Origin of the sequence: Streptomyces sp. NRRL S-337, assembly GCF_000720175.1 — a bacterium.
Classification (GTDB): domain Bacteria; phylum Actinomycetota; class Actinomycetes; order Streptomycetales; family Streptomycetaceae; genus Streptomyces; species Streptomyces siderophoricus.
This window is the reverse complement of record NZ_JOIX01000060.1, coordinates 21301-43229: the sequence shown is the minus strand read 5'-3', so window position 1 is coordinate 43229 and position 21929 is coordinate 21301. Positions and strand designations below refer to the sequence as shown.

Here is a 21929-nt window from a genome sequence, read left to right as displayed (position 1 = left end):
GAGGACGGCGGGTGGGGGTGAGGGGCGAGGGCGGCGGGTGGGGGGTCTTCGCGCTGGTCAGGGCGTGTTGTCAGTGGGGTGGTTCACGATGGGTTGTGACGGGTTCCGACGGAGGGATTCCGGCGGAGCGTGACGGGTTCCGACGGAGGGATTTCGGCGGAGTGTGACGGGTTGCGTTGTGCGGGTGCGGGTGCGGGTGCGGGTGCGGGTGCGGGTGCGGGTGCGGATGCGGATGCGGATGCGGATGCGGGTGCGGGTGCGGGACGGGCGACGTGTAGGCGGTCGAGGGTGAAAGGGGTGATCGCGTGGCCGGGCGCGGTAAGGAGACGGTGCGGGCGGTGCGGCGTCCGGAGGTGCGGCTGCCGGAGCTGGTGGCGTACGACGGCGCGGAGTTGGAGGAGGACGGGGATTACGACGGGCTGGAGTTCGCGGACGCCGACTGGGCGGGGCAGTCGGCGCGTGGGGCGCGGTTCATGGACTGTGCGCTGCGTCGTTGCGGGCTCGACGAGACGGCGCTCGGCCGGGCCCGGATCATCGACAGCGTGCTGAGTGGGGTGCGTGGGGTGGGGACGGACCTGTCCGGGGCGACCCTGCGCGATGTGGAGGTCTCGGACGCCAGGCTCGGCGGGACGCAGCTGCACGGGGCGGTCCTGGAGCGGGTCGTGGTGCGCGGCGGGAAGATCGACTTCCCCAATCTGCGGAGCGCGAAGCTGCGGGACGTCGCCTTCGAGGGGTGCGTGCTGATCGAGGCGGACTTCGCGGGTGCCGAGCTGGAGCGGGTCACGTTCGACGACTGCACCTTGGCGCGGATCGATTTCTCCGAGGCGCGGATGAAGGACGTCGATCTGCGCGGCGCGGTGGCGGTGGACATCGCGCGGGGGATCGACCGGCTGTCGGGCGCGGTGATCAGTACGGCTCAACTGATGGATCTGGCACCGGCGTTCGCGGCGCAGGTGGGGGTGCGGGTGGAGTAGGGGAGGAGCGGGAGAGGGGGGAGGTGGAGAGGGCGGCGGGTTCTTTCGCGGGAGCCTGAGTTCGATGTTCGGGTCGGGCGGTTGGTGGCCGGTGGTCGGTTCGGGCGGGGGTCGTGTCTGCTCGGGCGACCGGTGTCCGGGCGGCCCGGTGGGGCTCAGACGCGGGGGAAGCGGGACTGGAGGTCCCAGATCACGGGGTTGTCTTCGAGGCCGTCGTGCATGTCGGTGAGGTCGGCGATCAGGTCGTGCAGGAAGTCGCGAGCCTCGCGGCGGAGCGCGGCGTGGTTGAAGGTGAGCGGGGGCTCGTCGGCCGGCATCCAGTCGGCCTCGACGTCCACCCAGCCGAAGCGCCGCTCGAACCGCATCCGGTCGGCGGATTCCGTGAAGTCGAGCTCGGCGTGGACGGGACGGGCCGAGCGGCTGCCGCGGGGGTCGGTGTCGAGCTGCTCGACGATGTCGCACAGCGCCCAGGCGAAGTCGAGGACCGGCACCCAGCCCCAGGCGGTGGACAGTTCGCGGTCCGCCGTGGTGTCCGCGAGGTAGACGTCGCCGCAGAAGAGGTCATGGCGGAGCGCGTGTACCCCCGCGGTCCGGTAGTCCGTCTGCGGTGGGTCCGGAAAGCGGCGGGAGAGGGAATAGCCGAGGTCGATCACGCCTTGATGGTGTCACGCCGGTCGGCGGACGGACGTTCGCACCGGCACTGACCGGGACCCGGCACCGACCGGCACTGACCGGGGCCGGCACTGACCGGGACCGGACTGACTGGGGCCGGCGCTGACCGGGACCCGCACCGACCGGGACCGCTCGCGGCCCGGAAGATGCGAGCGGTAGACGCGGAGGGCGCGACTGGCAGGGCCGGAGGGCGCGAGTGGCAGCGGCATCGGGCCATGGGATCCGGCGATGACGTCGGGCCATGACTGGGCGGTAACGGGGGGGCATGGCGTCTGTGACTTCCGTCCGTGACGTCCGTCCCTGACGTCCGTCCGCGACGTCGGGCGATGACCTCGGGTCCGTCTGGGCGCGGAGGTCATCTGTGGGGTGGGGCTCTGGCTTGCCTTGTGGGAACGGGGGGTGGGGGCGGCGCCGTCAGGGCAGCAGGCGTTGTTCCTTGGCTACGGAGACCGCGCCGGCCCGGGTGTCCACGGAGAGTTTGTCGTAGATGCGGCCGAGGTGGGTCTTGACCGTGGCCTCGCTGATGAACAGGGCGCGGGCGATCTCCCGGTTGCTCAGTCCGCGGGCGAGCTGGCCGAGGATGTCGAGCTCGCGGTCGGTGAGGGTGGGGCGCGGGCTGCGCATCTGGGCCAGTACCCGGTGGGCGACCGGCCCGGAGAGGGTGCTGCGTCCCGTGGCCGCGGCCCGGATGGCGGCGAACAGTTCCTCCGGTCGCTCGGCCTTGAGGAGATAGCCGGTGGCACCGGCGTCGATGGCGCGGGTGATATCGGCGTCGGTGTCGTAGGTGGTCAGGACGAGGACGTGGGGTATCGGGACGGTCGGGTGGGCCGAGCTCGTCGAGCGGGCGGGGCCGGTCGGGCTGGTGGGGCTGGTACCGGCGGGGCTGGTCGAGCGGGCGGGGCCGGTACCGGCGGGTGCGGTTTTGGTGGGGCGGGCGGCCGGCGGAGTGTGTGCGGCTGACGTAGCACCCGCGGGGTTGTCGGTTCCTGGGGTTTCCCGGGCGCCCGATACCCCTACGGTGTTGCCGCCCTTGGCGTGCTCCCTGGCGTGGGCAGTGATGCGGCGGGTGGCTTCGATGCCGTCGATGCCCGAGCCGAGTTGGAGGTCCATCAGGACGACGTCGGGGCGGAGCGCGGCGGCCAGCGCCACGGCCTCCTCGCCGTCGCCGGCCTCGGCGATGACCTCGATGCCGGGGGCGCTGCTGAGCAGGGCGAGCAGCCCGGCGCGGACGACCGCGTGGTCGTCGCAGAGCAGGACGCGTACGGGGGTGTGCGGCGCTTCGCCTGTGGAGGAGGTCGCGGAGGAGGTCATGGCGTGCGCTCCAGGGGGACGGCGGCGGACAGGACGGTGCCCTCGCCCGGTGCGGATTCAATGGTGAGCGTCCCGCCGAGTTGCCGCATCCGGGCGTGCATGGCGGGCAGGCCGTGGCCGCGCCCGTGCGCGGCGGCGGTGGTGAAGCCCCGGCCGTCGTCGGCGATGTCGAGGACGACCTGGTCGTCCAGGTAGCTGAGGGTGAGGGTTACGGTGCGCGCGGCGGCGTGCTCACGGACGTTCGCGAGGGCGCCCTGGGCGATGCGTAGCAGCGCGGACTGGACCCGGTCCGGGAGCGGTACGGGGGTGCCGTCCTGGTGGAAGCGCACGCTCAGCCGCCCGTCGGGCCCGCCGCCGCCCGGCCCGCCCGTGGCGGCGCCGGTCGTGGAGCCCGTTGTGGGACCTGTCGTGGGACTTGTCGTGGGGCCGCTCGTCGGTCCCGTCGAGTGATCGGTCGTGGGAACCGTCGCGTGAACGGACGCGTGAACGGACGCGTGACCGGTCGGGCGGCCCGTCGGGGGACCGGACGTGGGAGGACGCGTCGTGGGCCCCGTCGAGTGATCGGTCGTGGGACCCGTCGTACGGGTGGCCAGCCGGCGGAGGGCCTCCGGGAGGGGGGTGCCGCCGGCCAGGTCGGCCGGGGCGAGGTCGTGGACGAAGCGGCGGGCCTCGGCGAGGTTGCGGGCGGTGATCTCGGTGGCCGTACGCAGATGACCGCGGGCGGTCGCCGGGTCGCCGTCCCAGGTCCGGTCGGCGGCCTGCAGCAGCATCTGCTGGCTGGACAGGCCCTGGGCGAGGGTGTCGTGGATCTCCATCGAGAGGCGCTGCCGCTCGGCGAGCGTGCCCTCGCGCCGCTCGGTGGCGGCCAGTTCGCGGCGGGTCCGCAGCAGATCGTCGATCAGCGCGCGCTGGCGGGCCGCCTGCCGCTCCATGTGGACGAAGACGGCGGTGGCGAGCGCGGCGACGGCCGGCGGGGCCAGCACCAGGATGGGGTCGAAATCGGTGGACAGCCGGAGTTGGGCGGCCACGACGAACGCGGTGAGGAGGCCGACCAGCACCGATGCGGCGCCGGCCGACAGCGTCCGCAGGCCGGTGTAGAAGAGCGGCACGGCACACCAGGCGAAGCTCGGCGCGAGCAGGACCACGACGACCCAGACCGTCACGACCGCAGCCAGCCAGAGCAGCCGGCGGGTGTCTGCCTGCCCGGCGTCTCGCGTGTGGGGCCTGTGGGGCCTGTAGAGCATATGGAGCGTACGGGTTGTGCGAGGTGTGTGGGGTGTACGGGGCGTACGGGGATGGCGGCCGAGGGTGGGGCCGAGGACGTGGAGCAGGGCCAGGGCGATGATCCACGGGGTGCGGGGCTCTCCCGGGTGCCGGAGCAGGAAGCGGGTGAGCGAGGCGGCGAGCAGCAGGAAGAACGTCAGGTGCAGCACCGGGCCGAACCAGCGGGCGTCGGGGTCGCGGTCCGGGGCCGGGGTCCTTCCCGTCAGGACCGCGGTCGAGCCCGGCCCCGGGGCGGCGGTCGAGCCCGGCCCCGGGGCGGCGGTCGAGCCCGCGCCCGGGACGGCGGCCGACCCCGGCTCGGGGATGGTGACCGCGTCCGGCTCGGGGACGGTGACCGCGTCCGGCTCGGGGACGGTGACCGCGTCCGTGTTCGCGTCTCCGCCCGGGTCCCGGTCCCGGTCCCGGTCCACGGCCCTGCCCGTTTCCCTGTCCCCGTTCGCGCCCCTGTCCGGCGGCTGCTGAGTGATGTGCACCGTGGTCTCCTCGTAGGCCGACGTCCGTCAGACGGGCCCTGGCCGGGCGCCGACCTCGTAGTCGTAACCGGGTAGTCGTAACCCGGGCGGAGCGGCGCCCGCATCAACCGATCGGTCGACACCGGTATCCCCCATCATGCACGGCGATCCCGGCCGGACCGCCGATCCGGGCGGGCCGGTCTTCCTCCGACGATGAGGGCATGAATCCGAGAACTCCGTTCCGCTCCCACAAGGCCTCCCGCAAGGTCTCCCACGAGGCCACCTACAAGGTGTCCCACGAGGCCTCCCACAGGGCATCCCCCGAGGTCTCCCACAACGCCTCCTCCGAGGTCTCTCACGAGGTCCCGCGCAAGGCCTCCCGCAAGATCTCCCGCAGGATCTCTCGTAAGGTCTCCGCGGTCGGTGCCGTCGCTGCGGCCGGCGTCGTCGCGACCGTCCTGGTGGGCGCGGGTGTCCTCGGTGGCGCCTCCGCGACCGCCGCGCCCTCGTCCACGCACTCCGCCGCCGCCTCCGCGACCGCCGCGCCCTCGTCCACGCACTCCGCCGCCGCGTCCACGGCCTCCGCCGCGTCCTCGCCCGCGAACGTCGGCAAGGGCCTCACGCGTACCACCACCCACCTCACCCTCGACGCCGCCACCAAGGCCGCCCAGGCCGCGTTGAAGGCGGCCGAGAAGGCCGGGCAGCGGGTCTCGGTGACCGTTGTGGACCGCAACGGCAGCACGCTGGTCGCGCTGCGGGGCGACGGCGCCGGGCCGCAGGCGTACGAGTCGGCGACCCGGAAGGCGTTCACGGCGGTCTCCTGGAACGCCCCCACCTCCGAACTGGTCAAGCGCCTCGACCAGGCGCCGACACTCAAGGACATCCCCGGCACCCTCTTCCTGGCGGGCGGTGCGCCGGTCCGGGACGGGGACGCGCCGATCGCCGGGATCGGGGTGGCGGGGGCGCCGAGCGGAACCCTCGACGAGCAGTTCGCCCAGGCCGGGGCGCACGCCCTCGACGGGTAGCCAGCCCAACGGGCCAGAGGGGCGGAGCGGCGTAAGGATGGGCGTAGGGGCGGGACGAGCCCGAGCGGCGGACGGGCCGCAGCATCCCCGGCCCGGCTACGCCAGCGCCGGCCCCCGCGGTCGGCTACAACAGCGCCACCACCAGCACCAGCCCCCAAGGCCCGCTGTGACCGCGCCAGCACCAGCCCCCGAGGCCCGGCCGTGACCGCCCCAGCACCCGCCCCCCCGCACCCTCGCGCCGGTTACGGCATCGTCAGCACCCGGGGCCCGTCCTCCGTCACCGCGATCGTGTGCTCGAAGTGGGCGGCCCGGCTGCCGTCGGCGGTGCGCAGGGTCCAGCCGTCATCGTCCGTGACGTAGGCGTCCGTGCCGCCGGCGAGGAACATCGGCTCGATGGCGATCACCAGGCCAGGGCGCAGCACGAAGCCGCGGCCCGGCCGGCCGTCGTTCGGGACCGGCGGGTCCTCGTGCATCTGCCGGCCGATGCCGTGGCCGCCGAAGTCGCGGGAGATGCCGTAGCCGGCGGCGCGTCCGATGCTGCCGATCGCATGGGAGACGTCGCCGATCCGGGCACCCGGTACGGCGGCCGCGATGCCGGCTGCCAGCGCCCGTTGGGTGGCGTCCATGAGCCGTTCGTCCTCGGGGCGCGGGGTGCCGACCGTGAAGCTGATGGCGGCGTCGCCGGCCCAGCCGTCCACCACCGCGCCGCAGTCGACGCTCACCAGGTCGCCGTCGCGCAGCCGGTAACCGTCCGGGATGCCGTGCACGATCGCGTCGTTGACGGACACGCAGATGACGGCCGGGAACGGGGTGGGCGCGAACGACGGGCGGTAGCCGAGGAAGGGCGAGGTGGCGCCGGCCTCGCGGAGCACCCCCCGGGCGACCTCGTCGAGGTCCAGCAGCCGCACGCCCGGCGCGGCGGCCGCGCGCGCCGCGGCCAGCGCGTCGGCGACGACCCGGCCGGTCAGCCGCATGGCGTCCACCGCGGGTTCCGTCTTGATTTCCACCATGGATGACCTCCGCAGGGCAGGGGGAGCGTAGGAGCGGTATTTCTTTACCGGTAATTGTTTACCGGTATTAGTATCACGGGCATGGTGCGAACTCCACTGACTCCTTGGGAGCGGGAACGCGGTGAACGGCTCGGCGCGCTGCTGCGGGTGGCGCGTGGCGGGCGGAGCATGGTCGAGGTCGCGGCGGCGGCGGGACTGTCCGCCGAGACGCTGCGGAAGATCGAGACCGGCCGGGCGCCCACCCCGGCGTTCTTCACGGTCGCGGCGCTGGCCGGCACGCTCGGACTGTCGCTGGACGAGGTGGCGGTGCTGGCCTCGCCACCCGAACCGGCGGAGGGGGAGGGGGAGGGGAACGGCGCGGCCGCCTGAAACGCGCGCAGGGCCGGCCCCCCGAAGGGGACCGGCCCTGAAGCAAGCCCGGGACTGCGCGCCGGTGCGTCCGCGCCTCGGGCGCGGGTCACTCAGATGCGGACCACTCAGATGCAGACCGCGCGGACGCAGGCTGCGTGGACGCAGACCGGGCCGACGCAGACTGTTCAGGCGCAGCCCGCGCGGACGCCGAGGACTCAGACGTCGTTGACGACTCAGACGCCGTTGAGGACCCAGACGTCGTTGAGGACTCAGACGTTGTCGAGGCCCCAAACGCCAAGGCCCCAAACGCCAAGGCCCCAAACGCCAAGGCCCCAAACGCCAAGGCCCCAGACGTCGAGGCCCCAGATGTCGACGACTCAGACGTTGACGCCGAAGTCCTTCGCGATGCCGACCAGGCCCGACGCGTAACCCTGGCCCACCGCGCGGAACTTCCACTCCGCGCCGTTGCGGTACAGCTCGCCGAAGACCATGGCGGTCTCGGTGGCCGCGTCCTCGCTCAGGTCGTAGCGCGCGATCTCCGCGCCACCGGCCTGGTTGACGATGCGGATGTAGGCGTTCCGCACCTGGCCGAAGTTCTGGCTGCGGTTGTCGGCGTCGTAGATGGACACCGGGAAGACGATCTTGTCGATGTCGGCCGGCAGTGCCGCCAGGTTGACGTTGATCTGCTCGTCGTCGCCCTCGCCCTGGCCGGTGACGTTGTCACCGGTGTGGACGATCGACTGGTCCGGCGTGCTCTTGTTGTTGAAGAAGACGAAGTGCTGGTCGGAGTAGACCTTGCCGGTCGCGTTCACCGCGATCGCGCTGGCGTCGAGGTCGAAGTCCGTGCCGGTGGTGGTGCGGACGTCCCAGCCGAGGCCCACCGTGACGGCGGTCAGGCCCGGTGCCTCCTTGGTGAGCGAGACGTTGCCGCCCTTGGACAGGCTTACAGCCATGGGGATGTCCCTTTCCTAGTCAACGCGTCGAATCGTCGGGCTCCGTGCTGGCACGAAGCTACCGTCACCCACCAGAACGTCGTCGGGGGACCGTGAGGTTCCAGGTCTCTTTACTTTCTTTGCCCAATCCTGATGCCGGTCTCCAGGGGGCTTGCCGGTGTCCGTGCGGCAGGCCGGTGTCCGTGCGGTGCACCGCGCCGCTTGGCCGCTCGTGGGCGGAATCTGATGTGCGGCCAGGTCAAGTGGTGCGAAAAGCGGGTGACGGTGGGGTCGGATCCGCGGGATCATAGGGGCATGTCCGGGCCCCATGTCATCCGCGGTTCGGTCGTCCTTCCCGAGGCCGAGCTCGTCTGGCGTTTCTCGCGGTCCTCGGGTCCGGGCGGCCAGCACGTCAACACCAGCGACAGCCAGGTCGAGCTGCGCTTCGACCTCGGCGGCACGCAGGCGCTGCCGCCGGTGTGGAAGGAGCGTGCGCTGGAGCGGCTGGCCGGCCGGCTGGTCGACGGCGTGCTGTCGGTACGCGCCTCCGACCACCGCTCCCAGTGGCGCAACCGCGAGACCGCGGCCGTCCGGATGGCCGCGCTGCTCGCCGAGGCCAGCGCACCGCCGCCCAAGCCGCGCCGGAAGTCGCGGATCCCACGGGGCATCAACGAACGCCGGCTGCGCGAGAAGAAGCAGCGCGGTGACACCAAGCGCGGCCGCTCGGGCCGCGACTGGACCTGAGCGGCGGGGCCGGCCGCCTGCCGCAACTGCCCCGTAGCTCGCCACCCCACCCTCCTGGCGCCGCAGCCCACCGGACCACACTCTGCTGGTGCCGCAGCCCACCGGACCGCTCTCCCGGCCCCTCACCCCAACTGCCGGTACCGTCCCCGGAAGTACGTCAGCGGTCCGTCGTCCTCGTTCGGGATTCCGGTGGCCAGCACCCGTCCGATGACGAGGGTGTGGTCGCCGGCCGTGACGCGCTGCTCGGTGCGGCACTCCAGGGTCGCCAGCGCACCGCCGATGAGCGGGGCGCCGGACGCTTCGCCCCGTACGTATGCGATGTCCTCGAAGAGAAGCCGGTCGCTGATGCGGCCCTTCATGGCGAATCGTCCGGCGATCTGCCGTTGGTGCCCTGAGAGGACGGAAACGGCCCACAGTGGCTGCTCCGCCAGCAGGTCGTCCATCCGGGAGCCGTTGCGAACGCTCACCATCACGAGTGGCGGGTCGAGCGACACGGAAAGGAAGGCGGTGGCGGTCATGCCGGCGTCCTCGCCGCGCGGCCCGGCGTCCGGGTCGTGGGCGGTGATCAGTACGACGCCGGCGGCGAGCCGGGACAGGGCGGCGCGGAACTCGTCGTCACTCACCCCCACAGCATGCGGGATCGGCGCGCCACCCGGCGTGGAGGCCGGCGCGACGGTGGGGGCGGCGGTGGCAACGGGCCGGGCGGCCGCCGCATCGACAGGGGTTTCCGTGAACACGCCATGAACGCTAACTTCCCGCCGTCCGGACGCGCATCGGCCCCCGGGACCACCCGCGTCCTAGGTCCAGCGACGGAGGTCGTATACAGGTGGCATAACCCTCGGAATTTGCGTTCAGAAAGTGTAGAAAGAGTGAAGGCGGGTTCTCTCGGACGGGGTGGTGGGGCACGGTCAACGCTCGCTCACCGTCTGTGACTTGAGTCACAGCGGCCTCTAATTGTTGACCCTGTGTACCGAGTGAAGAGCTCACTGTGATTCAGTGAGCGTGGAATCGGACGACAAGAATCCTGGAGTTTGCTGTCGAGGTCTCAGGGGAGCGAGCGATGGAGACCGAGTCGGAGCCATACGTCCGTCTTGCGACCCTGCGGCAGCTGCACCGAGTGGTCGCCGAACTGAACACCGCACGCAGCCTTGCGGACACCTTGCAGACCGTCGCCGACGGCGCCGTCAACGGCCTCGGCTTCGAACTGTCCGCGGTCAACCTCGTGCGGCCCGACGGTGACCTCGTGGTGGCCGCGGTCGCCGGCAGTGCGGGCGCCGAGGCCCTGATGGCCGGCCGGGTCGGCTCGCGCTCCTCCTGGGACCGCCGGCTGTCCATGGGGGAGCGGTGGGGCGACCTGTGCTTCATCCCGTACACCGAGGGCTGGGTGCTGGACGACGACGACGTACCGCAGTGGCACACGGCCGGGCCGGCGCCGCGCTTCCCCGACGAGTGGCACCCGATGGACCGCCTCTTCGCGCCCATGTACACCGCGGGCAACGGCGGCGGCGAACTGCTCGGCGTGATCTCCGTCGACCGCCCGCGCAACGGCCGCCGCCCCGGCCCCTGGGGCCAGGAAGCGCTGCAGATGTACGCCTTCCAGTCCGCGATCGCGATCAGCAACGCCCGGCTGCGGGCGAACATGCAGCGCGCCCTGGTCCGGCTGGAGCGCGAGCAGCAGGCCCTGCGCGCCAGCGAGGAAAGTTTCCGGCAGGCCTTCGAGTACGCGCCGAGCGGGATGGCCGTGGCCGAAATGGGCGGGGACCAGCACGGGCGGCTGCTACGGACCAACGACGCGCTGTGCCGGCTGCTCGGCCGTACGGCCTCCGGGCTGCGCCGCTACTCCTTCTCCGACCTCGTCCACCCCGAGGACATCGGCACCCTGCTGCGCACCTCCGCCGAGGGCGGCCGGGCCGAGCTGCGGCTGGCCCGCCGCGACGGCTCGTACGTGTGGGTCTCGCTGCGCAACTCCGTCGTCGCCGACACCGCCGACGGCCCCCGCTATCTGCTCACCCACGTCGAGGACATCGAGGAGCGCAAGCGGCACGAGCTCCAGCTCGCGCACCGGGCCAGCCACGACTCGCTGACCGGCCTGCCCAACAGCGCCGAACTGCGGGCCCGGCTCGGCGCCCGGCTGTGCTCCCGGCCGGCCGGCTCGCTGGCGGACGCCTACGCCTCCTCGGGCGGCGCGGACCCGCGGGACCCGCACGGCTTCCGGCCGGACGGCAAGGAACCCTTCGACGGCGTCGACGGCTTCGAGGGCAAGGCCCCGGTCCCGTTCGACCACCACGTCCACCTCGTCGCCCCTGCGGACGGGCCGGCCGACGACGGCTCCAAGGGGCTCGCGGTCCTCTTCTGCGACCTCGACGGCTTCAAGTCGATCAACGACCGCTTCGGGCACAACACCGGTGACGCCGTGCTGATCGAGGTCGCCCGCCGGCTGACCAGCGGCGTACGGGACGGCGACACGGTCGCCCGGCTCGGCGGCGACGAGTTCGTGGTGCTCGCCGACGGTCTGGGCACGGCCGACGCCCAGGACCTCGCGGTGCGGCTGCGGAACGCGATCATCCCGCCGATCCGGGTGGAGGGCCGGGCGGTCCGGGTGGGCGCCAGCTTCGGCATCGGCTGGGCGAGCTGCGGGATGACCGCCGAGGAGGTCCTGGAGTCGGCGGACCAGCGGATGTACGTCGAGAAGCGCTCCCGGTCGAAGGCGAACCGGCGGGCCGGCTGACGCCGGGCGGCGGACCGCGGGTGCCGTGCGGCGGGCCGGGCGGGAGCTCTGCGGTGGACCGCGGGCACCGCGCGGCGCATCTCACATCCGCGGCCGGCCGGCCCCCGCACCAGCAGTTCACCGATCCGTAGCGATCTTGTGGCCCGCCAGGCTCGGTGTGGTCCGGACGCGAGGGGGTAGGCTGCGCCGATGCGGCGCGGCGCCGCCGGGGGCCCGGACCAGATATTCGCGCAGAAGACGTCTGCGCACGCGTACCGACCGACGCGTTCACGACGCGCACACATCGCTTGGGAGTGACACGGAATGACGGCCGGCAACAACGGCGCGGACACGCCGGAGAACGACGACCCCTTCGCCTACCTCTACCGCGCGGAAGGCGGCGAGGGCGGGGCACCGGGCTCGCCGGGCGCCGGCGGGGCGGCCCGACAGCCGGGAGTGCCGCGCACGTCGTACAACCAGGTGCGGGCGGTCGGCCAGCGCCAGTACGGCCAGCAGGCCCAGCAGCCGGTCACCTACGGCCAGCAGAACGCGACCTACGCCGCGCCGGAGACACTGCCCGGCGGCGACCGCACCCGTGCCGTGCCGGCGCCCGGCCACGGCGGCGAGCCGGAGCCGCGCCGCCGCAACGGCCTGCTGATAGGCGCGGTCGCGGTGGTCGCGGTGGTCTGCATAGGCATCGGCGTCGCGATGCTCACCAACAACGGCAACGACACCAAGAACGCGAACGCCGGCAAGTCCGGCCCGACGGCCGGCGACACCGTCAAGCCGAGCGAACAGCCCCACAGCAAGCCCAAGCCGGGCGAACTCCCCAAGGAGGACGCCGGCAGCCTGCGACTGGACGGCGGGGCGACCACCGCGAAGGACGTCCAGGGCGCCCACTCGGCAAGTGGTTCCTACGTCACCGGCCTCAACCAGGTCGGGGCGAAGGTGCAGTGGACCGTGGATCTGCCGGACGCTGGTGATTACCGGCTGTACGTGCGCTACAGCATCCCGGGACAGGACGCCAACGCCACGCTTACGGTCAACGGCAAGCCCAACAACCAGCCGCTGGGCCTGAAGAACTTCATCCACTCGCCGGAGGGCGACTGGAAGAAGGGCTGGCAGTCGACCTGGGCCCCGGTCACCCTGAACAAGGGCACCAACACCGTTGAGATCGCCTGTGCGCAGGGCAACCAGTGCAACGCCATCCTGGACCAGCTGTGGCTGGCGGGTGCCAACCGCTAACGCTTGACCGGGACTTCCGCAGCTCGGACCAGCATGTCCGATTGCGATGCATCCACTTGCCGGAGTCGTTTCGATCAAGTGGACTGGGACCGAGCCGACCCACTCGATCTGCGGAGGTCCATATGAAGATGCGCGCTCTAGCCCTGACCGGGGCTGCACTGTTAGCCACTCTGCCGCTCACCGTCGGAACAGCCGATGCGGCTGCCAAGTGCCCGAAGGGCAATGTGTGCGGCTGGTCACAGCCGAACTTCGGGGGACGCGCCTACAGCATCATCAGTCCCACGTCGGGGTGCAACGGATTTGACGGCGATGCCCGGTCGGTGTCCAACCAGAACAGGCACAGGGTGACCCTGTACAGCGACAGTGGGTGCTACGGAAAGCGCTTCGACCTGACCTTCGGACACTACTCGGCCAAGACTCCGTGGCCGGTGAAGAGCATTGCGGTCTGGGGACCGTGACGGTGCAACGGTTCACCTTGCGCTGACAGGGAGCCGAGGACGCGTCCGGGCGGGTGTGTCCTCGGCCCTCTCGTTCGTCGGAGTACTGCCCCTTCCGCGCAGCGCAGCTACCGGCCTCCTGGCCAGCGATCCTTGGTGCCGGCAAGAGAGGCGGTCACCACCTGCTCCTGCAGCTCCTCGTACGTCGCCCGGTCGAACTCGCCGGCTGCCGGGGCCCGGACCGTGGCTGCGGACAGGGCCACCGCGCGGGCGAGGCGTGCGGGCCACGGCAGGTCCTCCACCAGTCCGGACAGCAGGCCGGCGACCGCGGAGTCGCCGGCGCCGGTCGGGTTGCCGGCGAACCGCCGGGGCGGGGCGGCCTGCCAGGCGCCGTCGGCGGTGACCGCCAGCATTCCGTCCGGGCCCAGTGAGGCGGCCACCGCGTGCGCGCCGCGGCGGCGGGTGTCGCGGGCGGCGCGCAGCGGCTCGGTGCTGCCGGTCAGGGCGGCCAGCTCGTCGGCGTTGGGCTTGGCGAGGTCGGGGCGGGCGGCCAGACCCCGGCGCAGCGGTTCGCCGCTGGTGTCGAGGAGGACGGGGACGCCGGCGGTGCGCGCGGCGCGGGTGAGGCGGGCGTAGACATCGACCGGGACGCCCGGCGGCAGGCTGCCGCACAGGGCCACCGCCCGGGCCTCGCCCAGCAGTTCGCGGTAGGTGCCGAAGAAGGTGTCCCATTCGGCGGGGGAGACGGTCGGGCCCGGCTCGTTGAGCTGGGTGGTGTCCCCGGTGGTCGCGTCGACGACGGCGACCGTGCGGCGGGTGGCGCCGCCGACCGGGACCAGGGCGTCGGTGACCGCCGTCTCGGCGAGCAGGGCGCGCAGCGCGTCCCCGGTGCCGCCGCCCGCGAAGCCGGTGGCGACCGTGCGGTGGCCGAGCGCGGCCAGCACCCGGGCGACGTTCACGCCCTTGCCGCCGGGGCGCTCGGACACCTCGGTGATCCGGTTCGTGCGGTGCGGGCGGAGCCGGGGCACGCGGTAGGTGATGTCCAGGGCGGCGTTCAGCGTGACCGTGAGGATCATGGTCGCCCCTCCGGGCAGACATGGCCGGGCGGCGGCCGGGGTCGGGCAACCGCGCACGGCGGTGGCATGCGGACAAGTGCGCGAGCGATCATGCCATCGTCGGTGGCGGTTGGCCCAGACCCGCAGCTCACCTCACGCGCTCTACGGCCGCACCAGCCACTCGCCCCGGCGCATCACCCCGACCAGGGCGAACGCCGCGTCCAGCACCACCAGGTCGGCGTCCTTGCCGGCCGCCAGGGAGCCGGTGCGGTCGTCGATGCCCAGCAGGCGGGCCGGGGTGGCCGACAGCGCCTGGACGGCCTGATCCACCGTCAGGCCGTCGACGAGGACGGCGCGTTGGAACACCCGGTCCAGGGTGAGCGTGGAGCCCGCGATGGAGCCGGCCGTGGGGCCGTCGCTGATCCGGGCCACCCCGTCCCTGACCTCGACCTGCATGGGCCCGAGCGGATACATTCCGTCGTCCATACCGGCCGCGCCCATGGCGTCCGTGATGAACGCGACCCGGCCGCCGCCCGCCTCGCGGACGGCCAGCTGGAGCATCGCGGGGTGCAGATGGGTGCCGTCGTTGATCAGCTCGACGGTGATCCGCTCGTCCTCCAGGAGCGCGGCGACCGGCCCCGGCGCCCGGTGGCCGAGCGGCGGCATCGCGTTGAAGAGGTGGGTGGCGACGGTGGCGCCCGCGTCGATGGCCTGCCGGGCCGCCTCGTAGGACGAGTCGGTGTGGCCGACGGCGGCGATCACCCCGGCGTCGGAGAGCAGCCGCACGGAGGCCAGGCCGCCGGGCAGTTCGGGGGCGACGGTCATCATCGCGGCGGTGCCGTGGGCCGCGTCGAGGAGCTTGCGGACGTCGGACGGGTCCGGGTCGCGCAGCAGTCCCGGCTGGTGGGCGCCGCAGCGCTGCGGGGAGATGAACGGGCCCTCGAAGTGGATCCCGGCCAGCTCGCCCTGCTGGACCAGTTCGGCCAGCACCCCGGCCTGCCGGGCGAGTTCGGACAGCTCGCCGGTGACCGTGGAGGCGACCATCGAGGTGGTGCCGTGCCGGCGGTGGGTCTCGACGACCGTCATGCACTCGCCGGGGTCGGCGGACGAGAACGAGCCGCCGCCCCCGCCGTGCACGTGCATGTCGATGAAGCCGGGCACGACCAGGTGGCCGGTCAGGTCCAGGGCGTCGGCGCCGCGGTCCTCGGCCAGGTCGGCGTCGCGGCTGTGCACCGCGGTGATCCGGCCACCCTCGACGATGATCCGGCCGCGCTCGACGACGCCGGACGGGCGGGCGATCCGGGCGCCGGTCAGGACGGTGCGCCGGGGACCCGCGGCCGGCTGCACGGACAGTTGCTGTGCCATCAGGCGGTTACCTCCGTGGAGAGAAGATCCCGGGCGAGGAGTCCCGCGCCCAGGCACCCGGCGGCGTCCCCGAGGGCCGCCGGAACGATCGAGGGGAGCCGCTGGAACGTAACGCGCCGCCGGACCGCTTCCCGCAGAGGCGTGAACAGCGTGTCGCCCGCCTCGGCCAGTCCGCCGCCGATGATCAGCATCTCCGGGTCGAGCAGGGTCAGCCCGGTGACCAGGCCGTCGGCCAGCGCGTCCACCGCGTCCCGCCACACCGCCAGGGCCCGTTCGTCGCCGGACGCCACGGCCTTGGCCGCGTCCGCCGCGCCGGCCGCGGGATCGCCGCAGGCCGCCGCCCAGTCCCGGCCGACCGCGGCGGCCGAGGCCAGCGTCTCCAGACAGCCCCGCTGCCCGCAGCCGCAGGCCCGCCCCCCGGGCCGTACGACGATGTGGCCGATCTCGCCGGCGCTGCCGTGCGCCCCGGCCTCGATGCGGCCGCCGATGCCGATGGCACCGGCGATGCCGGTGCCCAGCGGGACGAACAGGAAGCGGCCGGCGTCCCGGCCGGCGCCGATCCGGCCCTCGGCCAGGCCGCCGGTGCGCACGTCATGGCCGAGCGCGACCGGGATCCCGCCGAGCCGCTCGGAGAGCAGCGCCCGCAACGGAACGTCCCGCCAGCCGAGGTTCGCGGCGTAGACGGCGGTGCCCGAGGTCTCGTCGACGATGCCGGGGACCGCGACGCCGGCGGCCTCGGCGGGGGTGCCGAAGCGGGCGGTGCCGAGGTCGCGGAGCTCGGCGGCGAAGCCGAGGATCGTCTCGACCACCGCGTCGGGGCCGCGTTCCCGGCCGGTGGGCCGCCGTGCCTCGTAGAGCAGGGCGGGCGGTGTCTTCCCGGACGGTTCGGGATCCAGCCCTACGAGGGCGGCCTTCATCCCGGTGCCGCCCACATCCAGGGCGATGACATGTCTCACGGGAACAGTTTCGCGCGATGCGCCCCGAAAGGTCTAGTCCACTCACCGGTGCGGTCCGGGTGAAGGAAGTGCGGGAGCCCGATACCGAAGCGCAATCACCGGTGGTGTAGACCTTGTATCGGACACGGGTGGAAACTCGCTGTTCACGCCGGGCGAGGGCGATCCCCGAGACGGTGTCGAGGAACCCGGCAAGCACGGAATTTCGGGACAGGAAAAGGGCGGTAACAGCGGGTGCAGCGGCGGTACTTGAGCCTGGCGGCGGCAGCAACGGCCACCACCATGACACTGACACTCACCGGCTGCGGCGGCGGATCGGGGGACGGCGACGTCACCCTCAAGCTGATCGCCGCGGACTACGGTGACAGCGAGGCCAACAGCTCCCAGCACTACTGGGACCAGCTCGCCCGCGCCTTCGAGAAGAAGAACCCCGGCATCAAGGTCGACGTCGAGGTCGACAGCTGGACCAATGTCGACAAGCACGTCGAGGACCTGGTCAAGGCGGGCAAGGCCCCCGACCTCGCGCAGATAGGCGCGTACGCCGACTACGCGGCCAAGGGCAAGCTCTACAGCGCCGACCAGCTGCTCTCCATACCGGTGCAGGCCGACTTCACCCCCGCCCTCGCGGAGACCGGCGAATACCACCGCGTCCAGTACGGCCTGCCCTTCGGCGCCAGCACCCGGCGGCTCTTCTACAACAAGAAGCTGTTCACCCAGGCCGGCATCACCAGCCCGCCGAAGACCTGGGACGACATCGCCCACGACGCCGCCCTGCTGAAGGCACACGGCGTCAAGATGCCCTACGCACTGCCGCTCGGCCCCGAGGAGACCCAGGCCGAGACGCTGATGTGGATGCTCAGCGGCGGCGGCAGCTACACCGACAGCATCGGCAAGTACCAGATCAACTCGTCCCAGAACATCGAGACCTTCAACTGGCTGAAGAACGACCTCGTCGGCAAGGGCCTGACCGGCAGCGACCCCGCCAAGCTCAACCGCGAGGACGCCTTCGCCGGCTTCGCCGCCGGCGACGTCGGCATGCTCAACGGCCACCCCACCCTCATGAAGCAGGCCGAGGCCAAGGGCATCGACTACGGCACCGTCGACCTGCCCGGCGTCAACGGCCCGGCCAAGGCCACCATGGGCGTCGCCGACTGGATGATGGCGTTCAAGCAGAACGGCCACCGCGCCGAGGCCGGCAAGTTCCTCGACTTCGTCTACAGCGACAAGAACGTCGAGAAGTTCTCCGGCGAGTACGGCCTGCTGCCCGTCACCACCTCCGCCTCCCAGGCGATGATGGCCGACGACCACTACGCCAAGCTGCACAGCTTCCTCAAGCAGCTGGCCGGCGCCGAGTTCTACCCGGCGGACAAGACCTCCTGGCCGCTGGTCTCCAAGACCATCAAGGCCAGGATGGGCGCCGCGGTCGGCCCGAACGGCAACCCGTCCGGCGTGCTCACCGACATCCAGAACACCGCGGACACCGAGGACAACAGCGGCGAGTGACACCGCGCGCGGGGGACCGGGCCACCCGCCCGGCCCCCGCCCCGTCCGACCGTGCGCTTATCGTGGGAACGTGATGACGAGCGGCACCGGCAGTACGGACGACCCGCAGGCCACCGGCGGCGCGGGCGGTTCCGGGCTGTCCGCCCGGGACGAGGCGGTGCTCGCCGTCGAGCGCCGCTCCTGGCCGGGCCCGGGCCCCAAGGAACGGGCCATCCGCGAACGCCTCGGCCTCTCCCCGACCCGCTATTACCAGCTCCTCAACGCCCTGCTGGACGACCCCCGCGCGCTCGCCCACGACCCCGTCACCATCAACCGCCTGCGCCGGATACGCGAGGCGCGCCGCGCCCGCCGCTGACCGGACGCGCCTGCCGCACGCGTCTGCCGCGGCCCGGACGGTGCCGCGACCCGTCGGCCCGATGCGCCCGTGCACCGGCCGTGCGCCCGCCCACCGCCGGTAGGGTCGGCGGCATGGGCAGCCCCCCGAACGTGCCGACTCCCGTCACCCCCGCCGGCCGCGACGGCCTCGCCGCGCTGCTGGCCCACCCGGAACGCGCCGTCGTCGCCCTCGACTTCGACGGCACCCTCGCCGACATCGTCCCCGACCCGGAAAAGGCCCGCGCCCACGACGGCGCGGTCGCCGCCCTCGGGCGCCTCGTACCGCACCTGCGCGCCGCCGCGGTGATCACCGGCCGCCCGGCCACCGTCGCGGTCCGCCTCGGCGGCTTCGCCGCCGTCCCCGGACTGGACCACCTCACCGTCCTCGGCCACTACGGCGCCGAGCGCTGGGAGGCGTCCACCGGCACCGTGCACGCCCCACCGCCGCACCCCGGCATCGCCGCCATACAGGCCGAACTCCCCGGCGTCCTGGACACCTCCGGCGTCTGGCACGGCACCTGGGTCGAGACCGCCATCGAGCGCAAGGGCGGCCGGGCCATCGCCATCCACACCCGCCGCGCCGACGACCCCCAGGGCGCCTTCGAGCGGCTGCGCGCACCGCTCACCGCGCTGGCCGAACGCCACGGCCTGATCGTCGAACCGGGCCGCCTGGTCCTCGAACTCCGTCCGCCCGGGATGGACAAGGGCGTCGCGCTCGCCGACTGGATCCGCGAAACCGGCGCCTCGACGGTCCTCTACGCCGGCGACGACCTCGGCGACCTGGCCGCCTTCGCCGCCGTCGAAAAACTCCGCTCCGAGGGCCTGACCGGCCTCCTGGTCTGCAGCGGCAGCAACGAGGTCACCGAACTCGCCGACCGCGCCGACCTGGTCGTCGCCGGCCCGACCGGCGTCGTGGACCTGCTCGGCGCGCTGGCGAACCACCTCGCCAACCGCTGAGCCGGGCCGGTCACGGCCGGGTCGTTTACGGCTGGGCCGCTCACGGCCTGTCCGGTCACCGTCGGTCCGGTCGCCGTCGGGTCGTGCATCGTCGGTCCGGTCACCGTCGGGCCGTGCAGCGCCGGGATACGGCCCGCCGTGTCCCGCCCCGTCGGGAATACCCCGCCCCACCGGCTCGTTGTGGCCCCGCAGGGGGCCTCGCGTCCCCTACGGGATCTGTTCGACCCTCCCGTAGGGGACCCACCCCCGCCGAGGCCGGGCCCAGCGGGGCCCGGGGCCGCAAGCTGCCCCCGCCCCTACCTCCCCGCCCGCTCGATCCCCAGTACCGCCTCCGCCGTCGTCCAGTCCCGTGCGATGGCCTCCTGGGCCTTCGTCAGGTCGGCCTTGCCCGCGCAGATCGCGGCCTTGAGGCGGTTCTCCACCACGTCCTTGGGGTTGTTGGGGCCGGCGCCCGGCCGGTGCCCGGGTGACGGCGGCTCGACCCAGAGGTTGCGCGGATCGTTGGGGTCGCCGCCCAGCTGGAGGCTGATGAGGTGGTCGTACTCGGCGTCGTGCAGCGGGCCGGTGTAGCCGTACGACGCGGCGTTGGCCTTCTTCTCCCGGCCGGTGATGTTCACCGGGGGCCGGATGTCCTTGGTGTAGCCGCTCCGGCAGATCGTCGACCTGAGGGTCGCCGCCGTCACCTTGGGATTCGTCGCGCCCGGCGTGCACTTCGGGTCCGGCAGCGGCTGCTTGCCGGCGGTGTGGCGGACATGGCAGGTACCGGGGGCGGGCTGCCGCTGCACGGTGTACGCACCCTGCGGGCCCGGCCCCACGGCTATCGCCCCCGAGGGCGAGGCGGGGGACGACGCCCCCGAACTGCCCGAACCCCCCTTGGCGTCGGGATGGCTCCGGGCGGACGAACACCCGCCGGCCGCGAGGGCCAGCACGGCGACGGCCGCCATCGTGGACGTACGGACGGAAAACGGCAGGGCACGCGCGGAGTTCGGCATGGACAAGAACTACCCCACCGCGGCCGGGGACAGCCCACGCCCCGGTAGCGCACCCGGTAGCGGGGGAATCAAAGTGCTTCCCGGCGCCGCCCCGGATCACCCCTCCCGCAACGCCCTCAACTGGTCCAGGAACCAGCGGGCCGGCGGCAGCGCGGTGGCCGCCGCGGCCAGCCGCTCGGTGCGCTCCGCCCGCTCCCCGGCCTTCATCGACAGCGCCTCGTGCAGTGCCCGCGCCGTACCGCCCACGTCGTACGGATTGACCGTCAGCGCGGCGGCCCCCAACTCCTCGTGGGCGCCGGCCTCCCGCGACAGCACCAGCGCGCAGCCCTCCTCGGACACCACCGGGATCTCCTTCGCGACGAGGTTCATCCCGTCCCGGATCGGATTGACCAGCGCCACGTCCGCCAGCCGGTACGCCGCCAGCGACCGCGCGAAGTCGTCCTTCACGTGCAGCACCACCGGCCGCCAGCCCGCCGTGCCGAACTCGGCGTTGATCTCCTCGGCCAGCCGCCCCACCTCCGCGGTGTACTCCCGGTACACCGTCAGGTCCTGCCGCGAGGGGTACGCGAAGGCCACGTGCACCACCCGCTCCCGCCACTCCGGCCGGTCCACCAGCAGCTCCCGGTACGCCAGCAGTCCGCGCACGATGTTCTTCGACAGCTCCGTGCGGTCCACCCGCACGATGGTCCGGCGCGCCGCCCCGTCGGGCCCGGTGCCGATCTGCTCACGCAGCGCCGCCAGTCGCTCGTCCACGTCCGCCCGCCGCGACCGCTCCCGCAGGAACCCGGCGTCCGCCCCCAGCCCGTACACCCCGAGCCGGGTGCCGCCGGTGCCGCCCAGCACCTCGGCGCAGCAGGCGCTGAACGCGTCCGCCCAGCGGTGCGTCAGGAACCCCAGCTGGTCGGCGCCCGTCATCCCGCGCAGCAGCTGCTCGGCGATCCCGTCCGGCAGCATCCGGAAGTACTCCGGCGGCGCCCAGGGGGTGTGCGAGAAGTGCGCGATCTTCACGTCCGGCCGCAGCGCCCGCAGCATCCCCGGCACCAGCGCCAGGTGGTAGTCCTGCACCAGCACCGCCGCGCCCCGGCCCGCCTCGTCGGCGAGCGCCTGCGCGAAGGCGTGGTTGTACGCCTCGTACGCCCCCCACTGCCGCCGGAACTCCGCGTCGAAGACCGGCTCCAGCGGCGTCTGGTAGAGCATGTGGTGGACGAACCACAGCACCGAATTGGCGATGCCGTTGTAGGCGTCGGCGTGCACATGTGCCGGGATGTCCAGCATCCGGACGCGCTGTCCACCGGTGTCGGTCGGGTCCAGCGCGCCCCCGGTGCGCCGCGCCGCCTCCCGGTCGCCCTCACCGAGCGCGGCACACACCCACACCGCGTCGGTTTCGGGCCCGATCGCCGACAGCCCCGACACCAGCCCGCCCCCGCCCCGCTTCGCGGTCAGCGCCCCGTCCTCGCCCAGGGCGTACGAGACCGGTCCGCGATTGGACGCGACGAGAACCTCGGCACCTGCGTTCACCACACTGCGCTCGGAGACCATGTCGCGAGATTAACCAGTGACAGATCCGTGCAAACGTGCGACGCGG

Annotated in this window: 21 protein-coding genes; 10 read left to right on the top strand and 11 right to left on the bottom strand. The window is 72.9% G+C overall.

What is annotated here, in order from left to right:
* Positions 1 to 329 precede the first annotated feature (329 nt).
* Positions 330 to 974 (top strand): pentapeptide repeat-containing protein, encoded by a 645-nt coding sequence (locus tag IG62_RS0130650; RefSeq protein ID WP_030810585.1) that lies wholly within the window; start codon positions 330 to 332, stop codon positions 972 to 974.
* A gap of 155 nt (positions 975 to 1129) precedes the next feature.
* Here the strand turns inward: IG62_RS0130650 and IG62_RS0130645 are convergent, their stop codons facing one another.
* The 3 genes from IG62_RS0130645 to IG62_RS42490 all read right to left on the bottom strand — a co-directional run bounded on the left by IG62_RS0130645 (position 1130) and on the right by IG62_RS42490 (position 4447).
* Positions 1130 to 1627 (bottom strand): hypothetical protein, encoded by a 498-nt coding sequence (locus IG62_RS0130645; protein WP_030810582.1) that lies wholly within the window; start codon positions 1625 to 1627, stop codon positions 1130 to 1132.
* Positions 1628 to 2060: 433 nt separating this feature from the next.
* The gene (locus tag IG62_RS0130640; protein WP_037839688.1) at positions 2061 to 2957 is read right to left on the bottom strand and encodes a response regulator; all 897 of its coding nucleotides are present in this window, start codon (positions 2955 to 2957) and stop codon (positions 2061 to 2063) included.
* The gene (locus IG62_RS42490) at positions 2954 to 4447 is read right to left on the bottom strand and encodes a sensor histidine kinase (RefSeq protein WP_037839707.1); all 1494 of its coding nucleotides are present in this window, start codon (positions 4445 to 4447) and stop codon (positions 2954 to 2956) included. Before IG62_RS42490 ends, IG62_RS0130640 begins: the two co-directional genes overlap by 4 nt.
* 704 nt (positions 4448 to 5151) lie before the next feature.
* Here IG62_RS42490 and IG62_RS0130630 point away from each other — a divergent pair.
* Positions 5152 to 5718: a heme-binding protein gene (locus IG62_RS0130630; protein ID WP_037839703.1), complete on the top strand. Its 567-nt coding sequence runs from the start codon at positions 5152 to 5154 to the stop codon at positions 5716 to 5718.
* Positions 5719 to 5960: 242 nt separating this feature from the next.
* Here IG62_RS0130630 and map read toward each other — a convergent pair whose 3' ends face one another.
* On the bottom strand, positions 5961 to 6728 hold the full coding sequence (map, locus tag IG62_RS0130625) for a type I methionyl aminopeptidase (RefSeq protein ID WP_030810570.1): 768 nt from the start codon (positions 6726 to 6728) through the stop codon (positions 5961 to 5963).
* Positions 6729 to 6809: 81 nt separating this feature from the next.
* Here map and IG62_RS0130620 point away from each other — a divergent pair, with 81 nt between their 5' ends.
* Entirely contained in the window at positions 6810 to 7097 is a 288-nt protein-coding gene (locus IG62_RS0130620) for a helix-turn-helix domain-containing protein (protein WP_030810567.1), read from the top strand.
* A 359-nt stretch (positions 7098 to 7456) separates the two neighbouring features.
* On the opposite strand, the gene IG62_RS0130615 is transcribed toward IG62_RS0130620, so the two are convergent.
* Entirely contained in the window at positions 7457 to 8032 is a 576-nt protein-coding gene (locus tag IG62_RS0130615; protein ID WP_030810564.1) for a TerD family protein, read from the bottom strand.
* Positions 8033 to 8326: 294 nt separating this feature from the next.
* Here IG62_RS0130615 and arfB point away from each other — a divergent pair, with 294 nt between their 5' ends.
* On the top strand, positions 8327 to 8755 hold the full coding sequence (arfB, locus tag IG62_RS0130610) for an alternative ribosome rescue aminoacyl-tRNA hydrolase ArfB (protein WP_030810561.1): 429 nt from the start codon (positions 8327 to 8329) through the stop codon (positions 8753 to 8755).
* A gap of 122 nt (positions 8756 to 8877) precedes the next feature.
* On the opposite strand, the gene IG62_RS0130605 is transcribed toward arfB, so the two are convergent.
* Positions 8878 to 9378: a flavin reductase family protein gene (locus IG62_RS0130605; RefSeq protein ID WP_420711134.1), complete on the bottom strand. Its 501-nt coding sequence runs from the start codon at positions 9376 to 9378 to the stop codon at positions 8878 to 8880.
* Between the two features lie 437 nt (positions 9379 to 9815).
* Here IG62_RS0130605 and cdgB point away from each other — a divergent pair, with 437 nt between their 5' ends.
* The 3 genes from cdgB (at position 9816) to IG62_RS45440 (ending at position 13165) form a co-directional block, all read left to right on the top strand.
* Positions 9816 to 11483 (top strand): diguanylate cyclase CdgB, encoded by a 1668-nt coding sequence (cdgB, locus tag IG62_RS0130600; protein WP_030810554.1) that lies wholly within the window; start codon positions 9816 to 9818, stop codon positions 11481 to 11483.
* A 303-nt stretch (positions 11484 to 11786) separates the two neighbouring features.
* A complete protein-coding gene (locus tag IG62_RS0130595) occupies positions 11787 to 12707 on the top strand; it encodes a CBM35 domain-containing protein (RefSeq protein ID WP_030810551.1) in 921 nt (306 codons plus the stop codon).
* Between the two features lie 122 nt (positions 12708 to 12829).
* A complete protein-coding gene (locus IG62_RS45440; protein WP_078872337.1) occupies positions 12830 to 13165 on the top strand; it encodes a peptidase inhibitor family I36 protein in 336 nt (111 codons plus the stop codon).
* A gap of 107 nt (positions 13166 to 13272) precedes the next feature.
* Here IG62_RS45440 and pfkB read toward each other — a convergent pair whose 3' ends face one another.
* The 3 genes from pfkB to IG62_RS0130580 all read right to left on the bottom strand — a co-directional run bounded on the left by pfkB (position 13273) and on the right by IG62_RS0130580 (position 16481).
* Entirely contained in the window at positions 13273 to 14220 is a 948-nt protein-coding gene (pfkB, locus tag IG62_RS0130590) for a 1-phosphofructokinase (protein ID WP_030810548.1), read from the bottom strand.
* Positions 14221 to 14361: 141 nt separating this feature from the next.
* Positions 14362 to 15564, bottom strand: coding sequence for an N-acetylglucosamine-6-phosphate deacetylase (gene nagA / locus IG62_RS0130585; protein ID WP_030810545.1), 1203 nt, complete (start codon positions 15562 to 15564; stop codon positions 14362 to 14364).
* Complete coding sequence (locus IG62_RS0130580) at positions 15564 to 16481, bottom strand: ROK family protein (RefSeq protein ID WP_051798816.1); 918 nt, start codon at positions 16479 to 16481, stop codon at positions 15564 to 15566. The genes nagA and IG62_RS0130580 overlap by 1 nt, the downstream gene beginning before the upstream one ends.
* A gap of 270 nt (positions 16482 to 16751) precedes the next feature.
* Here IG62_RS0130580 and IG62_RS0130575 point away from each other — a divergent pair, with 270 nt between their 5' ends.
* From IG62_RS0130575 to otsB, 3 genes are all read left to right on the top strand, one after another.
* Positions 16752 to 18020 (top strand): extracellular solute-binding protein, encoded by a 1269-nt coding sequence (locus IG62_RS0130575; RefSeq protein WP_030810540.1) that lies wholly within the window; start codon positions 16752 to 16754, stop codon positions 18018 to 18020.
* A 73-nt stretch (positions 18021 to 18093) separates the two neighbouring features.
* Positions 18094 to 18375 (top strand): DUF3263 domain-containing protein, encoded by a 282-nt coding sequence (locus IG62_RS0130570; protein ID WP_030810538.1) that lies wholly within the window; start codon positions 18094 to 18096, stop codon positions 18373 to 18375.
* A 113-nt stretch (positions 18376 to 18488) separates the two neighbouring features.
* Positions 18489 to 19352, top strand: a complete 864-nt coding sequence (gene otsB / locus IG62_RS0130565; protein WP_030810536.1) for a trehalose-phosphatase — start codon at positions 18489 to 18491, stop codon at positions 19350 to 19352.
* A 296-nt stretch (positions 19353 to 19648) separates the two neighbouring features.
* Here otsB and IG62_RS0130560 read toward each other — a convergent pair whose 3' ends face one another.
* Both IG62_RS0130560 and IG62_RS0130555 read right to left on the bottom strand, forming a co-directional pair.
* A complete protein-coding gene (locus IG62_RS0130560) occupies positions 19649 to 20344 on the bottom strand; it encodes a hypothetical protein (RefSeq protein WP_030810534.1) in 696 nt (231 codons plus the stop codon).
* 96 nt (positions 20345 to 20440) lie between these two features.
* Positions 20441 to 21883, bottom strand: a complete 1443-nt coding sequence (locus IG62_RS0130555; RefSeq protein WP_030810531.1) for an alpha,alpha-trehalose-phosphate synthase (UDP-forming) — start codon at positions 21881 to 21883, stop codon at positions 20441 to 20443.
* Positions 21884 to 21929: the final 46 nt, after the last annotated feature.

What these genes read in the sequence shown, in the direction of transcription:
- nagA (WP_030810545.1), bottom strand. Translation starts at nt 15,564, where the DNA reads ATGGCACAGCAACTGTCCGTGCAGCCGGCCGCGGGTCCCCGGCGCACC.
- IG62_RS45440 (WP_078872337.1), top strand. Translation starts at nt 12,830, where the DNA reads ATGAAGATGCGCGCTCTAGCCCTGACCGGGGCTGCACTGTTAGCCACT.
- cdgB (WP_030810554.1), top strand. Translation starts at nt 9,816, where the DNA reads ATGGAGACCGAGTCGGAGCCATACGTCCGTCTTGCGACCCTGCGGCAG.
- IG62_RS0130580 (WP_051798816.1), bottom strand. Translation starts at nt 16,481, where the DNA reads ATGAAGGCCGCCCTCGTAGGGCTGGATCCCGAACCGTCCGGGAAGACA.
- IG62_RS0130615 (WP_030810564.1), bottom strand. Translation starts at nt 8,032, where the DNA reads ATGGCTGTAAGCCTGTCCAAGGGCGGCAACGTCTCGCTCACCAAGGAG.
- IG62_RS0130640 (WP_037839688.1), bottom strand. Translation starts at nt 2,957, where the DNA reads ATGACCTCCTCCGCGACCTCCTCCACAGGCGAAGCGCCGCACACCCCC.
- otsB (WP_030810536.1), top strand. Translation starts at nt 18,489, where the DNA reads ATGGGCAGCCCCCCGAACGTGCCGACTCCCGTCACCCCCGCCGGCCGC.
- IG62_RS0130570 (WP_030810538.1), top strand. Translation starts at nt 18,094, where the DNA reads ATGACGAGCGGCACCGGCAGTACGGACGACCCGCAGGCCACCGGCGGC.
- arfB (WP_030810561.1), top strand. Translation starts at nt 8,327, where the DNA reads ATGTCCGGGCCCCATGTCATCCGCGGTTCGGTCGTCCTTCCCGAGGCC.
- IG62_RS0130555 (WP_030810531.1), bottom strand. Translation starts at nt 21,883, where the DNA reads ATGGTCTCCGAGCGCAGTGTGGTGAACGCAGGTGCCGAGGTTCTCGTC.
- pfkB (WP_030810548.1), bottom strand. Translation starts at nt 14,220, where the DNA reads ATGATCCTCACGGTCACGCTGAACGCCGCCCTGGACATCACCTACCGC.
- map (WP_030810570.1), bottom strand. Translation starts at nt 6,728, where the DNA reads ATGGTGGAAATCAAGACGGAACCCGCGGTGGACGCCATGCGGCTGACC.
- IG62_RS0130595 (WP_030810551.1), top strand. Translation starts at nt 11,787, where the DNA reads ATGACGGCCGGCAACAACGGCGCGGACACGCCGGAGAACGACGACCCC.
- IG62_RS0130620 (WP_030810567.1), top strand. Translation starts at nt 6,810, where the DNA reads ATGGTGCGAACTCCACTGACTCCTTGGGAGCGGGAACGCGGTGAACGG.
- IG62_RS0130560 (WP_030810534.1), bottom strand. Translation starts at nt 20,344, where the DNA reads ATGCCGAACTCCGCGCGTGCCCTGCCGTTTTCCGTCCGTACGTCCACG.